This window comes from Pantoea sp. LS15 (assembly GCF_012241585.1).
GTDB lineage: Bacteria > Pseudomonadota > Gammaproteobacteria > Enterobacterales > Enterobacteriaceae > Enterobacter.
Map to the genome: position 1 here is coordinate 96884 of NZ_JAAVXA010000002.1, position 16593 is coordinate 113476.

General features: G+C 57.8%; 14 protein-coding genes. 13 read left to right on the forward strand and 1 reads right to left on the reverse strand.

Annotation, left to right across the window (positions count from 1 at the left end):
* Window positions 1-71: 71 nt before the first annotated feature.
* The 3 genes from HED65_RS03895 to HED65_RS03905 all read left to right on the forward strand — a co-directional run bounded on the left by HED65_RS03895 (window position 72) and on the right by HED65_RS03905 (window position 2226).
* A complete protein-coding gene (locus tag HED65_RS03895; protein ID WP_032666651.1) occupies window positions 72-434 on the forward strand; it encodes a YcgJ family protein in 363 nt (120 codons plus the stop codon).
* A gap of 218 nt (window positions 435-652) precedes the next feature.
* Window positions 653-1849, forward strand: a complete 1197-nt coding sequence (locus HED65_RS03900) for an NAD(P)/FAD-dependent oxidoreductase (protein WP_114977523.1) — start codon at window positions 653-655, stop codon at window positions 1847-1849.
* The gene (locus tag HED65_RS03905; RefSeq protein WP_028016106.1) at window positions 1849-2226 is read left to right on the forward strand and encodes a helical membrane plugin domain-containing protein; all 378 of its coding nucleotides are present in this window, start codon (window positions 1849-1851) and stop codon (window positions 2224-2226) included. The genes HED65_RS03900 and HED65_RS03905 overlap by 1 nt, the downstream gene beginning before the upstream one ends.
* Window positions 2227-2281: 55 nt before the next feature.
* On the opposite strand, the gene HED65_RS03910 is transcribed toward HED65_RS03905, so the two are convergent.
* Window positions 2282-3115, reverse strand: coding sequence for a MurR/RpiR family transcriptional regulator (locus HED65_RS03910; protein WP_114977524.1), 834 nt, complete (start codon window positions 3113-3115; stop codon window positions 2282-2284).
* Between the two features lie 292 nt (window positions 3116-3407).
* On the opposite strand from HED65_RS03910, the gene HED65_RS03915 reads away from it, so the two are divergent.
* From HED65_RS03915 to iolB, 10 genes are all read left to right on the forward strand, one after another.
* Window positions 3408-4913, forward strand: a complete 1506-nt coding sequence (locus tag HED65_RS03915) for a CoA-acylating methylmalonate-semialdehyde dehydrogenase (protein WP_114977525.1) — start codon at window positions 3408-3410, stop codon at window positions 4911-4913.
* Window positions 4914-4924: 11 nt separating this feature from the next.
* Window positions 4925-6850 carry a 3D-(3,5/4)-trihydroxycyclohexane-1,2-dione acylhydrolase (decyclizing) gene (gene iolD / locus HED65_RS03920; RefSeq protein WP_114977526.1) on the forward strand — a complete coding sequence of 642 codons (1926 nt, stop codon included), beginning with the start codon at window positions 4925-4927 and terminating at the stop codon, window positions 6848-6850.
* A 290-nt stretch (window positions 6851-7140) separates the two neighbouring features.
* Window positions 7141-8127: an inositol 2-dehydrogenase gene (gene iolG / locus HED65_RS03925; protein WP_028016110.1), complete on the forward strand. Its 987-nt coding sequence runs from the start codon at window positions 7141-7143 to the stop codon at window positions 8125-8127.
* Window positions 8128-8158: 31 nt separating this feature from the next.
* The gene (locus HED65_RS03930; RefSeq protein WP_114977527.1) at window positions 8159-9088 is read left to right on the forward strand and encodes a sugar ABC transporter substrate-binding protein; all 930 of its coding nucleotides are present in this window, start codon (window positions 8159-8161) and stop codon (window positions 9086-9088) included.
* A gap of 51 nt (window positions 9089-9139) precedes the next feature.
* Window positions 9140-10687, forward strand: a complete 1548-nt coding sequence (locus tag HED65_RS03935; RefSeq protein ID WP_114977528.1) for a sugar ABC transporter ATP-binding protein — start codon at window positions 9140-9142, stop codon at window positions 10685-10687.
* 11 nt (window positions 10688-10698) lie between these two features.
* Entirely contained in the window at window positions 10699-11727 is a 1029-nt protein-coding gene (locus HED65_RS03940) for an ABC transporter permease (RefSeq protein WP_049005552.1), read from the forward strand.
* Between the two features lie 8 nt (window positions 11728-11735).
* Window positions 11736-12869: a Gfo/Idh/MocA family protein gene (locus HED65_RS03945; RefSeq protein ID WP_114977529.1), complete on the forward strand. Its 1134-nt coding sequence runs from the start codon at window positions 11736-11738 to the stop codon at window positions 12867-12869.
* A 12-nt stretch (window positions 12870-12881) separates the two neighbouring features.
* Window positions 12882-14786: a bifunctional 5-dehydro-2-deoxygluconokinase/5-dehydro-2-deoxyphosphogluconate aldolase gene (locus HED65_RS03950; RefSeq protein WP_114977530.1), complete on the forward strand. Its 1905-nt coding sequence runs from the start codon at window positions 12882-12884 to the stop codon at window positions 14784-14786.
* An 11-nt stretch (window positions 14787-14797) separates the two neighbouring features.
* Window positions 14798-15688, forward strand: a complete 891-nt coding sequence (gene iolE / locus HED65_RS03955) for a myo-inosose-2 dehydratase (protein ID WP_114977531.1) — start codon at window positions 14798-14800, stop codon at window positions 15686-15688.
* Window positions 15689-15697: 9 nt separating this feature from the next.
* A complete protein-coding gene (iolB, locus tag HED65_RS03960; protein WP_114977532.1) occupies window positions 15698-16522 on the forward strand; it encodes a 5-deoxy-glucuronate isomerase in 825 nt (274 codons plus the stop codon).
* Window positions 16523-16593 lie beyond the last annotated feature (71 nt).

The following is a 16593-nucleotide window of genomic DNA, read 5'->3' on the forward strand; positions in this document are numbered from 1 at the left end:
GCGCCAGTGAGGTACTGGTGTAAGCATCCCGGTACAAATCCGACACTCATTAACCAACGGAGGTTATCATCTTGAACAAGACAATACTCTCATGCTCTGTAGCCGCGCTGCTGGCTGTGTCCGCCATGTCTGCTCAGGCCAGGACCCCGGCCAAACTCCATTCCCCAGTGTCAGGCGTGCTCTGCGACCGATATGTATGCGCCAATGACAAGGGAATTTCCCGTGAGCTGACCGAGAAGTATCTCGGCAAGAAGGCTGCTGCAAACGAGGTGTTCACATCGAGCGATGTCGATCTGACCGAATTCACCTTTGCCAACGGCATTTTCTGTGATGTGAAGGAAAGGTTGTGCCGTGAAGATCGCTATTATGGCGCCAATGGTCAGCGCTCCGGGGCGGTTTCTAAAAAGTACACAAAGCTGCTCTTTGGTGAATAATAATGATGCAAAAGAGATCACAGTCAGAGGCTACGTTATAGGGATATAAATTATATTTTGCAGCGTATATTTTAAATGATGGCGTTATTTCCGAAATTAAATATTTCATTAAGGATTGCATTGCGGAATATTGCTCTGTTACTACGCTTTAGCTGAGCGTAACAGTGAAGCGGTCTGGTTACGTGAATTCCCATTCACTACCATGAGCGAATAACGGAATGAAAAACCGCATAATGATTGTCGGTGGCGGCACGGGAGGGACGATTGTCGCCAACCTGCTGGCCAGGAAATTACGACGCGAAATTGCCGCCGGTCAGGTAGAACTGATGCTGATATCCGAATCACCGGTGCACTACTACAAACCCGCGTTTATGTACGTCGCGTTTAACCTCTTTCATCACCATGAGCTGGCCCGGCCTGAGCGGCAATTACTGAGTCCGGAAATTCAATTTATTACCGATAAAATAGAATCTTTCGATTTTAAACAACGTCGCTTATACAGCGCCAGTAAGAAACACTACGACTGGGACCTGCTGGTTATTGCTACTGGCTGCACACCTTTCCCACAAAAAATCCCTGGCCTTGCTGAAGTGGGCGATCATTTTTACCAATACGCGGCGGCCAGGCAATTAGCCCATAAACTCGCCACCATTAAAAAGGGGCGAATCTTTATCACCGTCTCTTTCCCGGAAACCCCGAATGTGCCCCACCAGTGTGGGATCGCCCCCATCGAGACCACTCTGATGGTTGACGACTATCTGCGTCAGCGTGGCGTACGTAATCAGGTTGAGATTGTTTATACCTATCCGACCGTAGCGCAATTACTGCGAAACTGTCTGTTCCTGCAACGTCCGGTTGGGGAGGCGCTGGGGGATATTTTTGCTGCCAAAGGTATAAAGCACCAGCGCGGTTTTACCTTAAGTCATGTCGATCCTGACAGCAAAATCGCGTATTCCGCCGAGGGCGATTCGCAGAACTTCGACATCCTGATGGCCACGCCTCCCATCAGGGCGGTAGAAGCGGTGCGTAATACGGGGCTCAGTGAGATTCAGAATGGAGAAGGCTGGTTGCCGACGGATCACCAAACGCTGGGCGTCTACGGGTTAGAAGGCGTTTATGTGATCGGCGATACCGTCGATCTCCCGATCAGTAAAGCTGGCGGGTCGTGCCATAACCAGGCCCCGATCATTGTCGACAATATTGTGGCGGAACTGTATGGCAGACCACCCGGAAGCGGTAATCATTACGATGGCCGGGTTCAGGCCGTCGCGCAGATGGGGCTCTGGGCAGGGATGCCGCTGGTATATGACTATCGCAATGATGTGACGCCGGTGCCTGCGACAAAACTCGGTGGCATGCTGCGAAACGGTTTTAACCGTGGACTGTATTGGGGTGTCGTGAGGGGGATGTTCTGATGAGCGAACAGGAACAATTGCTGAAAAATCTTGCTCCGCTTATGGCCGGCAATCGCCTGAATAATCTTGTTGATTTACTCGCCCTGGTGGCGGACCTGCTTGAAATGACCGATAACGCGATGGTCGAAAAACTGGCCGGCGTTTTTGAAGATGTTGTGACTGTCGGCTGGGAAGGCGGAACTGCACTACGCATGGCATGGGGGGAGCAAATTAACCGGGAAGGGGATGTTTCGCTTCGGCAGGTGTTCTCGATGCTGAACGATCCAGATACCCGTCGCGGCATTATGCTTCTACTGCGCGTTCTGCAGATTACGGGGCAACGCCTGAGTGCTCTCTCATCCGTAGACTATCCGGAGTGTACTGAAATAAAGAACTGACCAAAATGCCGGGGGGCGGCAGTGCCGTTCCCGGCCGGCAAAAGGGCAATGCAGACTATTTGTCCCCACTTCCCAACCTGTACGCCAGCGCCACCACCAGCGACTGCACCAGGCACAGCGTTGCTGACTGGGAGCGGAACGCATCCACCTGCGCCTCTTTCACCACAAAACAGAGATCGCTGAACGTCGCCAGCGGGCTGATCTGGCTATCCGTAATCACAATCTGTCGTGCGCCAACGCTGGCGGCGGTTTCGCTGACCATCACTGTCTCTTCCGCGTACGGCGAGAAGCTGATCGACACCACAATGTCACGCGCCTTAATGCGGCTGATCTGCTCGCGCAGCATGCCACCCATCCCGTCGAGCAGAATCGGTTGGCACTCCAGATGGCTCAGGGCATAGGTCAGATAGGCCGCGACGCTGAAGGAACGGCGTAAACCGGCGATGTAGATGGTGTCGGCATCGGCCAACAACTGCACGGCGCGCTCCAGCATTTCTGGTTCGGCGCGGGCGGCCAGCTGCTGTAACGCCTGCGCATTCGAGCGGGCGAATTCCTGCAGGATATCGAGCGGTGTTTCCGGTACGGCCTCGCTCTCCATTTCGCGGAACAGCCGGGCGCGGTCGCTGTAGCTGGCGGTCTCCTCCACCAGGTTCATGCGAAACAGCTGTTTCATCTCGTTGAAACCGGTGAAGTCAAAGGCGTTGGCGAAGCGGATGAGCGTCGACGGTGGTACGTCGGCGCGCTCGGCAATGACAGCAACCGTATCAAAGGCCACGCTGTTGGTGTTATCAAGCACATAGCGGGAAACCTGCTGCAGCCTCTTGCTCAGGCTATCGTAGCGATCGCGGATTTGCTGCTGCAGTTCGTTCAGGCTGGTTGCTGTCGTCATGTTATCCCCCAAATACAGTCATATGATTCTAAACGCAAAACCGCGTCTTTTAAATGTCGGCCATCCATCTGGCAGCAAAAATGAAACAGAAGCTTCAGTCATTTCCTCGCCCGAAATCCCTTAATAGCTCAGGCTGAGTCAGTGATGTTGGCTGTTAACATAAAAATCCATCCTTGATCACAATAATCATCATTTATTTTATTTCAACTTAAAATGGAATGTTTGTTTCATATATAGTGTTCAGTACACAACGTTCAGGTAACAGTCACGTATCAACAGCGAGAGGTTAAGGATGGAGACGGTAGCGAATTTTATTCACGGCGAATGTGTCACCGGTTCAGGCCAGCGCGTTCAGGCGATCTTCAACCCGGCCACTGGTGAACAAATCCGCCAGGTGGTGATGAGCACGGCACAGGAAACCGAACAGGCGATTGCCGCAGCACAGCAAGCGTTTCCCGCGTGGGCACGTTTTGCTCCACTCAAGCGCGCGCGTGTGATGTTCCGCTTCAAAGCGTTGCTTGAAGAGAATATGGAGCGTCTGGCCCGTATCATCAGTGAAGAACACGGTAAGGTTTTCTCAGACGCAGTAGGTGAACTGACCCGTGGCCTGGAAGTCGTGGAATTCGCCTGCGGCATCCCGCATCTGCAAAAAGGTGAACACTCTGCGAACGTCGGCACGGGCGTCGACAGCCACTCGCTGATGCAGCCGCTTGGGGTCTGCGCCGGGATCACGCCGTTTAACTTCCCGGCGATGGTACCAATGTGGATGTTCCCGATTGCGCTGGCGACAGGTAACACCTTCGTGCTGAAACCGTCGGAAAAAGATCCCTCTCTGGCGCTCGCGCTGGCGAAACTGCTGAAAGAGGCTGGCCTGCCGGATGGCGTGTTCAACGTGGTGCAGGGGGATAAAGAGTCCGTTGATGTGCTCCTGACCGACCCGCGCGTGCAGGCCGTTAGTTTTGTCGGCTCAACGCCGATTGCCGAATACATTTACCAGACCGCGTCCGCCCACGGTAAGCGTTGTCAGGCGCTAGGCGGCGCGAAAAACCACTGCATTTTAATGCCAGATGCTGACATGGATATGGCGACGAACGCCATCATGGGCGCGGCTTTTGGGGCGGCGGGGGAGCGCTGCATGGCGCTCTCCGTGGTGCTGGCCGTGGGCGATAAAACCGCCGATGACCTCTGCACCCGGCTGGAAAAACAGATCGCCGCGCTGCGCGTCGGACCGGGTCTGGACCAGACGCCAGAAAACGAGATGGGGCCGCTGATCTCCGCCGCGCACCGCAGCAAAGTGTTGGGCTATATCGACAGTGGCGAAGCTCAGGGGGCGAACCTGCGCGTGGACGGGCGTGGCTTTAGCGTGAAGGGGCACGAGCAGGGCTATTTCGTTGGGCCGACGCTGTTCGATAACGTCACCCCGGAGATGACCATCTATAAAGAAGAAATTTTCGGCCCGGTGCTTTCTGTGGTACGCGTAGCAGATTACGCCAGCGCGGTGGATCTGATTAACCGCCACGAATATGGTAATGGCTCGGCTATTTTCACCCGTGACGGTGGCTGCGCGCGCCGCTTCTGTGAAGAGGTGCAGGCGGGCATGGTGGGGGTCAACGTGCCGATCCCGGTGCCAATGGCATTCCACAGTTTCGGTGGCTGGAAGCGTTCCATCTTTGGTGCGCTCAATGTTCACGGGAACGATGGCGTGCGTTTCTACACCCGAATGAAAACCATCACTGCACGCTGGCCGGAAATGCAGCAGGAGACAGGCGCTGCGTTCTCCATGCCGACGCTGGGCTGACAGGGGGTTTTATGCAAACCGAACGTATGACCATGGCCCAGGCGCTGGTCAGATTCCTTAATCAACAATACGTTAGCGTTGATGGTAACGAAACGCCCTTTGTGGAGGGCGTAGCAACGATCTTTGGGCACGGTAACGTGCTCGGTATCGGCCAGGCGCTGGAGCAGGATCCCGGCCATCTGCAGGTGATGCAGGGCTGTAACGAGCAGGGGATTGCCCATATGGCGACGGGATTCGCCAAACAGCATCGCCGCCAGCGTATTTTTGCCGTCACCTCATCCGTTGGGCCAGGTGCTGCCAATATGGTGACGGCGGCCGCGACGGCCACGGCGAACCGTATTCCGCTCCTGCTGTTGCCGGGCGATATCTACGCCAGTCGCCAGCCTGACCCGGTGTTGCAGCAGATCGAGCAGTATCACGATCTCAGCATCAGTACCAACGACTGCTTCCGCCCGGTCTCCCGCTACTGGGACCGCATCAACCGTCCTGAACAGCTCATGAGCGCGATGTTAAGCGCGATGCGAACGCTTACTGACCCCGCAAATACAGGGGCGGTGACCATTTGCTTACCTCAGGATGTGCAGGGAGAAGCCTGGGATTACCCCCTGAGTTTCTTTGCGCGTCGGGTGCATCATATTGAACGCCGTCCACCTGACCCGCAGCGACTGGCGCAGGCTCAGGCGCTGATTACCCGCAAGCGCCGTCCGCTAGTGGTATGCGGCGGTGGCGTGCGTTACTCCGGTGCGCATGAGGCGTTACAGGAATTTGTTGAAACACTGCAACTGCCGTTTGCCGAAACTCAGGCCGGAAAGGGGGCGCTGGTAAGCGATCACCCGCTTAATCTGGGGGGCGTCGGTGTGACGGGCGGAATGGCTGCCAACCAGCTTGCGCCGCAGGCTGACTTAGTAATTGGCATCGGCACGCGTCTTACTGATTTTACCACCGGCTCCAAGGCGCTCTTTTCCCATCCGGACGTCGAGTTCCTGTTGCTGAACGTGGCCGAGTTTGACGCCCTGAAGCTGGATGCCACCGCGCTGATTGCCGATGCCCAAATCGGGCTGACAGCGTTGACCCACACACTGAAAGATTATCGCAGTGGCTGGGGGGAGGCGATTGCCCAGGCGAAATCCGCCTGGCGCGACGAATGCCGTCGCCTGTGGGATCGCCAGTGGCATCCTGACGACGCTCCCGAAGTGGCGGGGCACATTGATGCACAGCTCATGGAATACGGTGAAACGCTCAACACGCATCTGACTCAGACGCGGGTGTTGGGGCTCATTAATCAGCATATTGAAGATAACGCTATTGTGGTGGGGGCGGCCGGATCGCTGCCAGGGGATTTGCAACGCCTCTGGCAGGTTAAAACGCCGGACAGTTACCACCTGGAGTACGGTTACTCCTGCATGGGGTATGAGGTCGCAGCGGCCATTGGCGCGAAGCTGGCAAAACCTCAGCAGCCGGTGTACGCCATGGTAGGCGATGGTTCGTACATGATGCTGCACTCAGAGCTGCAAACCGCCGTACAGGAGGGCATTAAGGTCACCATTCTGCTGTTTGATAACGCCAGCTTCGGCTGCATTAACAACCTGCAGATGGGGCACGGAATGGGGAGTTTTGGCACGGAAAACCGCTACCGTAATCCGAAAACGGGTCGGCTTGACGGGCCACTGGTGAAGGTTGATTTTGCGCAAAACGCGGAAAGCTACGGCTGTCGCGCATGGCGAGTTCATGACGAGCATAGCCTGTTGGCAGCGCTGGAAGCCTCGCGCGCCCACCCGGGGCCGACGCTCCTCGACATCAAAGTGCTGCCGAAAACGATGACCCATGATTACGCGTCATGGTGGCGAACCGGCGACGCGCAGGTGGCAGAGTCATCAGCGGTGCGCCAGGCCGCCGAGCAAACACAGGCTCAGGTGAAAAAAGCCCGTCAGTATTGAGTTTTCCTGCCGTAACGAAATTTTCATTTCATTTTTCTTTTTCCCCTCACCCTGACCCTCTCCCCACAGGGAGAGGGGACGGTACGGTGCGGTTGTTACTCCCTCGTCCCTTTGTAATGAAGGGGCATACCTTCTTCCATGTTGTGAGATTGATAACAAAATTTATCTCATACATCTCAAAAGTGTTAACCCGCACTCAAAAACATAATTTTCACTATTTATAAAAATGAAATAAATGTTTTATTTATAGTGTCGTTAGTTCACAGCATTCACCAACACCGGGAGCCGTTATGTTTAACATTGCTTTACTGGGCGCTGGCCGAATTGGCCAGGTACATGCAGCTAACATCGCCAGCCACAGTGCGACCACGCTCTGGTCTGTGGTTGACCCGAACCAGGAATTCGCCACGCGTCTCGCCACGCAATATCAGGCGCGTCAGCAGAGCCTGGATGAGGCGATGACCGACCCGAACGTTCATGCCGTACTGATCGCCTCCGCGACCGACACCCACGCGGATCTGATTGAAATGGCCGCCCGTCACGGCAAAGCCATCTTCTGTGAAAAACCGGTACACCTTGATCTTGCCCGCGTACGCGACTGCCTGAAAGTGGTCAAAGAGTATGACGTGCCGCTGTTTATCGGTTTTAACCGCCGCTTTGATCCGCAGTTCCGTCGCGTGAAAACCGACGCTCAGGCCGGGCGTATCGGCAAACCAGAATCACTGCTGATCATCTCCCGCGATCCGTCTCCACCGCCTGCGGAGTACGTACGCGTTTCCGGCGGCATGTTCCGCGATATGACCATTCATGACTTTGACATGGCACGCTTCATCATGGGTGAAGAGCCGGTGTCGGTGTATGCCCAGGGCAGCAATCTGGTGGATCCGGCAATTGGCGAAGCAGGAGATATCGACACCGCGTTTATCGTTCTGAAATATGCCTCCGGCGCGATGGCGACCATCGTCAACAGTCGCCGCTCTTCATACGGCTACGACCAGCGCCTGGAACTGCACGGTTCCGAAGGACTGCTGTGCGCGGGCAATATCCTTGAAAACCAGGTGCAGCACTACGGCAAACAGGGTTGCACCAGCGCGCTGCCGGAACACTTCTTCCTGCAACGCTACAAATCCGCTTACGCCGCGGAATGGGAACACTTTGTTGCGGTCCTGCGCGGCGAAGCGGTACCTGATTGCAGCGGCGATGATGGTGAACGTGCGCTGTACCTCGCGGATAAAGCGCTGGAATCACTGCGTTGCCAGCGCGAGATCGTCCTCTAAACACAACAACCCTACACAGAGAGACATAATAATGAAAAAACTGATCTTAGCCGCCCTCATCGCCATGACATCCGGGGCCGCCATAGCCGAAAACGAGCAAATTGTTTTCAGTACGCCAAACCTGGCCATGCCGTTTGAAGTTCACATGCAGCGCACGGCGGTAAAAGCCGCAAAAGAGATGGGCGTGAAACTTCAGGTACTGGACGGGCAGGGCAGCTCACCGAAGCAGGTGGCTGACCTGGAAAACGCCATCACCCGTGGTGCGCAGGGCTTTATCGTCTCCCCGAACGATGTGAACGCGGTTTCCAGTGCGGTAGATGAAATTCAGGATGCGAAGCTGCCGGTTGTAACGCTTGATCGCTCCGTCGATAGCCAGAAAAAAGTGCCACACTTTGGCGCCAACAACTACAAGGGCGGCCAGGCGATTGGCGACTTCGTCAAAACCAAATTCCCCAACGGCGCGGAGATCATTCTGTTGACCGGTCAACCGGGCTCCTCCTCCAACATTGAACGCACCAAAGGGATCCGCGACAGCCTGAAGGCGGGCGGGGATAAGTACAAGATCGTCGCCGATCAGACCGGCAACTGGATGCGTTCGGAAGGGATGCGCATTGTCGAAAGCGTTCTGCCGTCGCTGCCAAAACGTCCGCAGGTGATCCTCTCCGCCAACGATGATATGGCGCTGGGGGCGATTGAGGCGCTGCAGAGTCAGGGTGTGAAGCCGGGCGAAATTTTGGTGACCGGCTTTGATGCGGTACCGGAAGCACTGGCCCGCGTGCGCGACGGCTGGCTGGCGGTTACGGCGGATCAGCGTCCGGGATTTGCGGTGACCACGGCGATGAGCCAGCTGGTGGCTAACGTGCGTGAGAAAAAAGCCATCACCGGGGCGGACTATCCGCCGACGCTGATCACCAAAGAGAACCTGCAACAGGCTGAGCGTATTGCTGAGGCCGGTAACTGATTTGTCCGGAGCCGCCGTACGGGCGGCTCCCCATAAATAAGGAGCAGGCTGATGTCGCAACCCTTACTGAAAGTAACCGACCTGGCAAAAAGCTTTTCCGGCGTATGGGCGCTGAGCAGCGCTCAGCTCACCGTCGGCACGGGTGAAATTCACGCTTTGCTGGGCGAGAACGGCGCCGGGAAATCCACGCTGTTGAAGGCACTCGCGGGCGCACAGCCGCAAACGCGTGGGGATATCTGGTTCAACGGCGAAACGTTGCCGGTGGACGACTCCCCGGTAGAACGGCAGAACAAGGGCATTATCACCATCTATCAGGAATTCAACCTGCTGCCCAACATGACCGTCGCGGAAAACATGTTTCTCGGACGCGAACCGCGCAAACGTAACCTGATCGTCGACGAAAAAGCGGTCAATCAGGAAGCGCAGGTGATTCTCGATTATCTGCAACTGAATGTCGCACCGACCACGCCCGTCGCCCGTCTGAGCGTGGCCCAGCAGCAGATGGTGGAGATTGCCCGGGCGCTGACCCTCAATGCCAGGCTGATCATCATGGATGAACCCTCCGCCGCCCTGAGTGACAGCGAGGTGGAAAGCCTGCACCGCGTGGTGCGGGAGCTTAAAAACCGTGGCGTGAGCATTATTTATGTCACTCACCGCCTGCATGAAGTTTTCCAGCTTTGCGATCGTTTCACCGTTTTCCAGGATGGCCGTTTCACCGGCACCGGCGCGGTAGCGGAGACCAACGTAGAGCAGTTGATCCGCCTGATGGTAGGGCGTGATGTGGCCTTTAACCGCCGCCCTGCCAGCGAAACCCACCATGAAGACAAACCTGTCCGTTTGTCGGTGAAGGGGTTAAGCCGGGAAAAGCCGCCGCTGGATCCGCATGGCATCGCTCTGCATGACATCAGTTTCCACGTCCACGCCGGGGAAGTCTTAGGGATTGCCGGGCTGGTGGGAGCTGGTCGTACCGAGGTGGCGCGCTGCTTGTTTGGCGCTGACGCCTTTACCTCGGGGAGCTTTGAGCTGGACGGCGTGCCGTACCAGCCACGCGACCCGCTGTATGCCCTCGATCAGGGGGTGGCGCTGGTTCCGGAAGACCGTAAAAAAGAGGGGGCGGTGCTGGGGCTGTCGATTCGCGACAACCTGTCGCTCTCCTGCCTCTCCTCGTTGCTGCAGTGGCGCTGGTTCGTGAATACCCGCAAAGAGGACGACCTGATTGAGTCCTACCGCCAGGCGCTGCAGATCAAAATGGTCAACAGCGCGCAGGAGGTGCGCAAGCTCTCAGGCGGCAACCAGCAGAAAGTGATCCTCGCACGCTGCATGGCGCTCAACCCGCGGGTGCTGATTGTCGATGAGCCGACACGTGGCATCGACGTGGGGACCAAATCGGAAGTGCACCAGGTGCTGTTTGATATGGCGAAAAAGGGCGTGGCGGTGATTGTGATCTCCTCCGATCTGCCTGAAGTGATGGCGGTGTCTGACCGGATCATCACCCTCAGTGAAGGCCGGGTAACTGGCGAGATCCACGGTGACGACGCTAACGAAGAACGGCTGATGACGATGATGGCCATCAACCACAACGCCCTGAACGCGGCATAACGGAGTTTCTCATGACGCAGATGATTTCTAAAACGCAGGCCCCGGTCAAACGCGCCGGACGCATCGATCCCATCGCCTTCTTCGAGCGCTTCGGGGTACTGATTTTCATGATCCTGCTGCTGATCTTCTTCCAGTCGCAGAACAGCAATTTTTTCTCTGAACGCAATATTTTCAACATCCTGACCGAAGTCTCCATCTACGGGATCATGGCCGTGGGGATGACCTTTGTCATTCTGACTGCCGGGATCGACCTCTCTGTGGGCTCTATTCTGGCGGTGTGCGCCATGACCGCGGCGTACGTGATCAAAGGCGACAACTTCACCACCGTCGACCCGAACGCCTGGGGCGGTATGAGCTGGCTGATTGGGCTGGGGATTTGTCTGGCCATGGGCACGGCGATCGGCTTCCTGCACGGTCTGGGCGTCACCCGCCTGCGCCTGCCGCCGTTCATCGTCACTCTCGGTGGGATGACCATCTGGCGCGGCCTGACACTGGTGATTAACGACGGCGCACCGATAGCCGGTTTCGATCAGGGTTATCGCTGGTGGGGGCGTGGGGAGTTGCTCGGTATCTCCATTCCGATCTGGATCTTCGCCATTGTCGCCATCGGTGGTTATCTGGCGCTGCATAAAACCCGCTGGGGGCGCTTTGTCTACGCCATCGGTGGCAACCCGGAGGCGGCACGCCTGGCGGGGGTGAACGTGAAGCGCGTGCTGGTCAGCGTCTACGTGCTGATTGGCTGTCTGGCGGGACTGGCGGGTTTCATCCTGAGCGCCCGTCTGGGGAGCGCTGAGGCGGTGGCCGGGATCTCCTTTGAGCTGCGTGTTATTGCCTCGGTGGTCATTGGCGGCACGTCGTTGATGGGGGGCTATGGACGCATCGGCGGCACCATTATCGGCTCCATCATCATGGGTATTCTGATTAATGGCCTGGTACTGATGAACGTCTCGGCCTACTACCAGCAAATTATCACCGGGTTAATTATCGTTCTGGCGGTGGCATTCGACACCTATGCCAAGAGCCGTCGCGGCGCACTGTGAGGATCACGATGAAAGAGGTTCGTATTGGATTGATTGGCACCGGGTATATCGGCAAGGCGCATGCCATTGCCTATGCCCAGGCCCCGACGGTGTTCAACCTGCGTGGCAAACTGGTGCGCGAGATGGTGGCTGAGGTGAACCCGACGCTGGCGGCAGAACGCGCGCAGGCGTTTGGCTTCAATCGCTCAACCGGGGACTGGCGGGCGCTGGTGGCCGACCCGGCCATTGATGTGGTGGATATTTGCTCCCCCAACCATCTGCATAAAGAGATGGCGCTGGAGGCGATCCGTCACGGCAAACATGTTTACTCGGAGAAGCCGCTGGCGCTGAATGCCCACGACGCGCGTGAGATGGTCGACGCCTCGAAGCGGGCAGGGGTGAAAACCCTGGTGGGTTTCAACTACATGAAAAACCCGACGGCGCAGCTGGCGAAAGAGATTATTGCGCGCGGCGAAATTGGTGAGGTGATCCACTTCTACGGCACCCACAACGAAGATTATATGGCCGACCCGCTTTCCCCCATTCACTGGCACTGTTTTAAAGAGACCGCCGGACTGGGCGCTCTGGGTGACCTGGCGGCGCATATCGTCAATATGGCCCAGTACCTGGTGGGGGAGATTGAGCAGGTCTGTGGTGATCTGAAAATTGTGGTGCCGGCACGTCCGGCGAAGGCCGGATCGTCGGAAATGGTCGCCGTGGAAAATGAAGATCAGGCCCACGCGATGGTGCGCTTCGCGGGCGGGGCGCAGGGCGTTATTGAAACTTCCCGCGTTGCCTGCGGCCGCAAGATGGGGCTGTCGTATGTGATCACCGGGACGAAAGGCGCCATCAGTTTCACCCAGGAGCGAATGGCGGAGCTGAAGCTCTATCTGCATGACGATCCGGTTAATCGTCAGGGGTTCCGTACATTACTGGTCGGCCCGGCACACCCGGACTACGGCGCGTTTTGCATGGGCGCAGGTCATGGTATCGGCTTTAACGATCAAAAAACGGTGGAAGTGCGTGACCTGGTAGACGGCATCGCCACCGACGCACCGATGTGGCCGGACTTCGAAGAGGGCTGGAAGGTCTCGCGCGTGCTGGACGCCATCGCACTCTCACACCAGCAAGGCCGCTGGCTGAACGTGAATGACATTGTCTGAAGAGGGTTCAACGTGGAAAAGCAGTTTGATGTGATATGCATGGGCCGCGTGGCGGTAGACCTCTACAGCCAGCAGATTGGTGCCCGTCTGGAGGATGTGTCGAGCTTCGCCAAATATCTCGGCGGCTCGTCCGGCAACGTGGCGTACGGCACCGCGCGTCAGGGCTTACGCTCGTCAATGCTGGCGCGCGTTGGCGATGAACATATGGGGCGCTTCCTGCGGGAAGAGTTAAACCAGGTGGGCTGCGATACCAGCCATCTGATCACCGATAAAGAACGCCTCACGGCGCTGGTGCTACTCGGCATTAAAGACCGGGACACCTTTCCTCTGATTTTTTATCGCGATAACTGCGCGGATATGGCGATTACCGCCAGCGATGTGGACGAAAGCTACATTGCCTCCGCACGGTGTCTTGCCATCACCGGGACTCACCTTTCTCACCCGCAGACCCGTGAGGCGGTGCTGACGGCGCTGAATTACGCCCGCCGTCACGGCGTGCGCACGGTGCTGGACATCGACTACCGTCCGGTGCTGTGGGGGCTAACCTCTTTAGGCGACGGCGAAACGCGCTTTATCGCTGCTGATCAGGTGACCCGCGAGCTGCAGGAGGTGCTACACCTCTTCGACGTTATTGTCGGCACCGAAGAGGAGTTTCACATTGCGGGGGGCAGCACCGATACGTTGCAGGCGCTGGCGCAGGTGCGCCACGTCAGCAAGGCGACACTGGTTTGCAAGCGCGGCGCGCTGGGCTGCTCGGTGTATACCGATGCCATTCCACCTCATCTGGACGACGGCCTGACGGTGACCGGCGTGCGTGTGGAGGTGCTGAACGTCCTCGGCGCGGGGGATGCGTTTATGTCCGGCCTGCTGCGCGGTTACCTGAACGACGAGGGCTGGGAGCAGGCGTGCCGCTACGCCAACGCCTGTGGGGCGCTGGTGGTCTCGCGCCACGGCTGTGCACCGGCGATGCCGAGCAAAATCGAGCTGGATGATTACCTCTCCCGCGCCGCGCTCGTTCCGCGCCCGGATCTCGACCCGCGTCTTAACCATCTGCACCGGGTGACTACCCGCCGCCGCGAATGGCCGGAGCTGTGCGTGATGGCGTTCGATCACCGCAGCCAGCTGGAAGATATGGCGCTGCAGTGCGGCGCGTCGCTTAAGCGCATTCCGGCGCTGAAACAGCTGATCCTGCAGGCCAGCCGCGAGGCGGCAAGCTCTGCCGGGCTGGAGGGGAAAGCCGGTCTGCTGTGCGATGGCACGTTTGGTCAGGATGCGCTGAACGCCATTACCGGGGAAGGGTGGTGGATTGGTCGTCCCATTGAACTGCCGGGCTCGCGTCCGCTGGAGATGGAGCACGGCAACATTGGCACCCAGCTTATCAGCTGGCCGCAGGAGCACGTGGTGAAGTGCCTGGTCTTTTTCCATCCGGAAGATGCCCACGGCCTGCGTCTGGAGCAGGAGCAGAAAATCGCCGAGGTGTACCACGCCTGCTGCCAGTCCGGACACGAGCTGCTGCTGGAGGTGATATTGCCCGCCACTATGCCGCGCAGTGACGAACTTTATCTGCGCGCCATCTCCCGCTTTTACAACCTCGGCATTTACCCCGACTGGTGGAAACTGCCGCCGCTCTCCGCCGACGGCTGGACGGCATTAAGCGAGATTATTGAGCGCCGGGACCCGCACTGTCGTGGGGTGGTGATCCTCGGTCTGGATGCTCCGGCAGAGCAACTGCGTGCCGACTTCAAAGCCGCATCGGGACAGGCGCTGGTAAAAGGCTTCGCCGTAGGACGTACGCTGTTTGGCGATGCCTCCCGCGCATGGCTGAAACACGATATTGATGATGCGCAACTGGTGGCGCGCATCCGGGACAACTACCTGCAGCTTATCGCCTGGTGGCGCGAGCGCGGACACGCATAATGGAGACGACAATGAGTGTACAACTGGGCATCAACCCGCTGACGTGGACGAACGACGATCTGCCTTCACTGGGCGCGGAGACATCTCTGGAAACCTGCCTGAGCGAAGGGAAGTTGGCCGGATTCGCGGGTTTTGAACTGGGTAATAAATTCCCGCGCGAAGCGCGCCTGCTCGGCCCCATTTTGCAGAGCCATGACCTGCAGCTGGTCTCCGGCTGGTATTCCGGTCGCCTGCTGGAACGCAGTGTAGAGGACGAGATTGCTGCTGTGCAGTCACATCTGACGTTGCTGCGAGAGCTGGGTGCAAAAGTACTGGTTTTTGCGGAGGTGAGTGGCTGTATTCACGGTGAGCAGCAGACGCCGGTTCACCTGCGCCCACGTTTCCCGCAGGAACGCTGGAAAGAGTATGGCGAGAAGCTCACGGCGTTCGCCCGCTATACGCAGCAACAGGGGGTACAGATTGCCTACCACCATCATATGGGCACGGTGATTGAGTCCGCTGAAGACGTGGACAACCTGATGCTCCACACGGGTGAGGAAGTGGGTTTACTGCTGGATACTGGCCACCTGACCTTTGCCGGGGCCGATCCGCTGGCGGTGGCGCAGCGTTGGGCATCGCGCATCAATCATGTTCACTGCAAAGATGTGCGTGCCGACGTGCTGGCGGATGTCAAAAATCGTAAAACCAGTTTCCTCGATGCGGTGCTGAGCGGCGTGTTTACCGTGCCGGGTGACGGCTGCGTGAACTACCCGCCGATCATGCAACTGCTGAAAACGCAGGATTATCACGGCTGGCTGGTGGTGGAGGCGGAACAGGACCCGGCGATCGCCCATCCGCTGACCTACGCCCGTCTGGGATATAACAATCTGAGCCGCCTGGCGCGCGACGCCGGGCTTATCTGAGGAGGTGACATGTCACGTCTGTTATCACGCTGGCAACAGCCGAACGCTGAGGGGCGGACTCAGTCTGTCACGCCGGAAAGCGCCGGATGGGGATATGTTGGCTTTGAGGTCTATGAACTTCAGGAAGGGCAGCAGCTGACGCTGCCCGCTGTCAGTGAAGAGCGCTGTCTGGTGCTGGTCGCCGGGCGCGCTTCCATCAGCACGCCTTCTGCACAGTTTACTGACATCGGCGAGCGGATGAGCCCGTTCGAGCGCATTAAACCCTGGGCGGTGTACGTCACCTCCCAGGAGACGGTGCAGGTAAAGGCGCTAACGAAAGTAGAGCTGGCGGTCTGCGCCGCACCGGGCAAAGGGACGCATCCGACGCGGCTGATTGCCCCCCAGGATATCGACGGCGTAGCGCGCGGCAAAGGTCACAACCAGCGCTACGTGCATAACATCCTGCCGGAAGACAAACCCGCCGACAGCTTGCTGGTGGTGGAGGTCTGGACCAACGAAGGCTGTACCAGCTCGTACCCGAGCCATAAGCACGACACGGATAACCCGCCGCAGGAGACTTATCTGGAAGAGACCTATTACCATCGTCTCAACCCGGAACAGGGATTCTGCATGCAGCGTGTTTACACCGACGACAGAACGCTGGATGAGTGTATGGCGGTCTATAACCGTGACGTGGTGATGGTGCCGAAGGGCTATCACCCGGTGGCGACAATGGCCGGGTATGACAGCTATTACCTCAACGTGATGGCCGGCCCGGTGCGCAAATGGATGTTCACCTGGGAAGAAGATCACGCGTGGATTAATCGGGATTATCCTGCAGAGAGGGGGGACTGAGACGGCCTTTCTTGTCGGGTGGCGCTGCGCTTACCCGACCTACGAAATCGTAGGCCCGTGCAAGCGTAGCG

Coding starts and splice junctions, on each gene's coding strand:
- HED65_RS03905 (WP_028016106.1), top strand. CDS start 1,849: ATGAGCGAACAGGAACAATTGCTGAAAAATCTTGCTCCGCTTATGGCC.
- iolG (WP_028016110.1), top strand. CDS start 7,141: ATGTTTAACATTGCTTTACTGGGCGCTGGCCGAATTGGCCAGGTACAT.
- iolB (WP_114977532.1), top strand. CDS start 15,698: ATGTCACGTCTGTTATCACGCTGGCAACAGCCGAACGCTGAGGGGCGG.
- HED65_RS03945 (WP_114977529.1), top strand. CDS start 11,736: ATGAAAGAGGTTCGTATTGGATTGATTGGCACCGGGTATATCGGCAAG.
- iolE (WP_114977531.1), top strand. CDS start 14,798: ATGAGTGTACAACTGGGCATCAACCCGCTGACGTGGACGAACGACGAT.
- HED65_RS03935 (WP_114977528.1), top strand. CDS start 9,140: ATGTCGCAACCCTTACTGAAAGTAACCGACCTGGCAAAAAGCTTTTCC.
- HED65_RS03930 (WP_114977527.1), top strand. CDS start 8,159: ATGAAAAAACTGATCTTAGCCGCCCTCATCGCCATGACATCCGGGGCC.
- HED65_RS03915 (WP_114977525.1), top strand. CDS start 3,408: ATGGAGACGGTAGCGAATTTTATTCACGGCGAATGTGTCACCGGTTCA.
- HED65_RS03940 (WP_049005552.1), top strand. CDS start 10,699: ATGACGCAGATGATTTCTAAAACGCAGGCCCCGGTCAAACGCGCCGGA.
- iolD (WP_114977526.1), top strand. CDS start 4,925: ATGCAAACCGAACGTATGACCATGGCCCAGGCGCTGGTCAGATTCCTT.
- HED65_RS03900 (WP_114977523.1), top strand. CDS start 653: ATGAAAAACCGCATAATGATTGTCGGTGGCGGCACGGGAGGGACGATT.
- HED65_RS03910 (WP_114977524.1), bottom strand. CDS start 3,115: ATGACGACAGCAACCAGCCTGAACGAACTGCAGCAGCAAATCCGCGAT.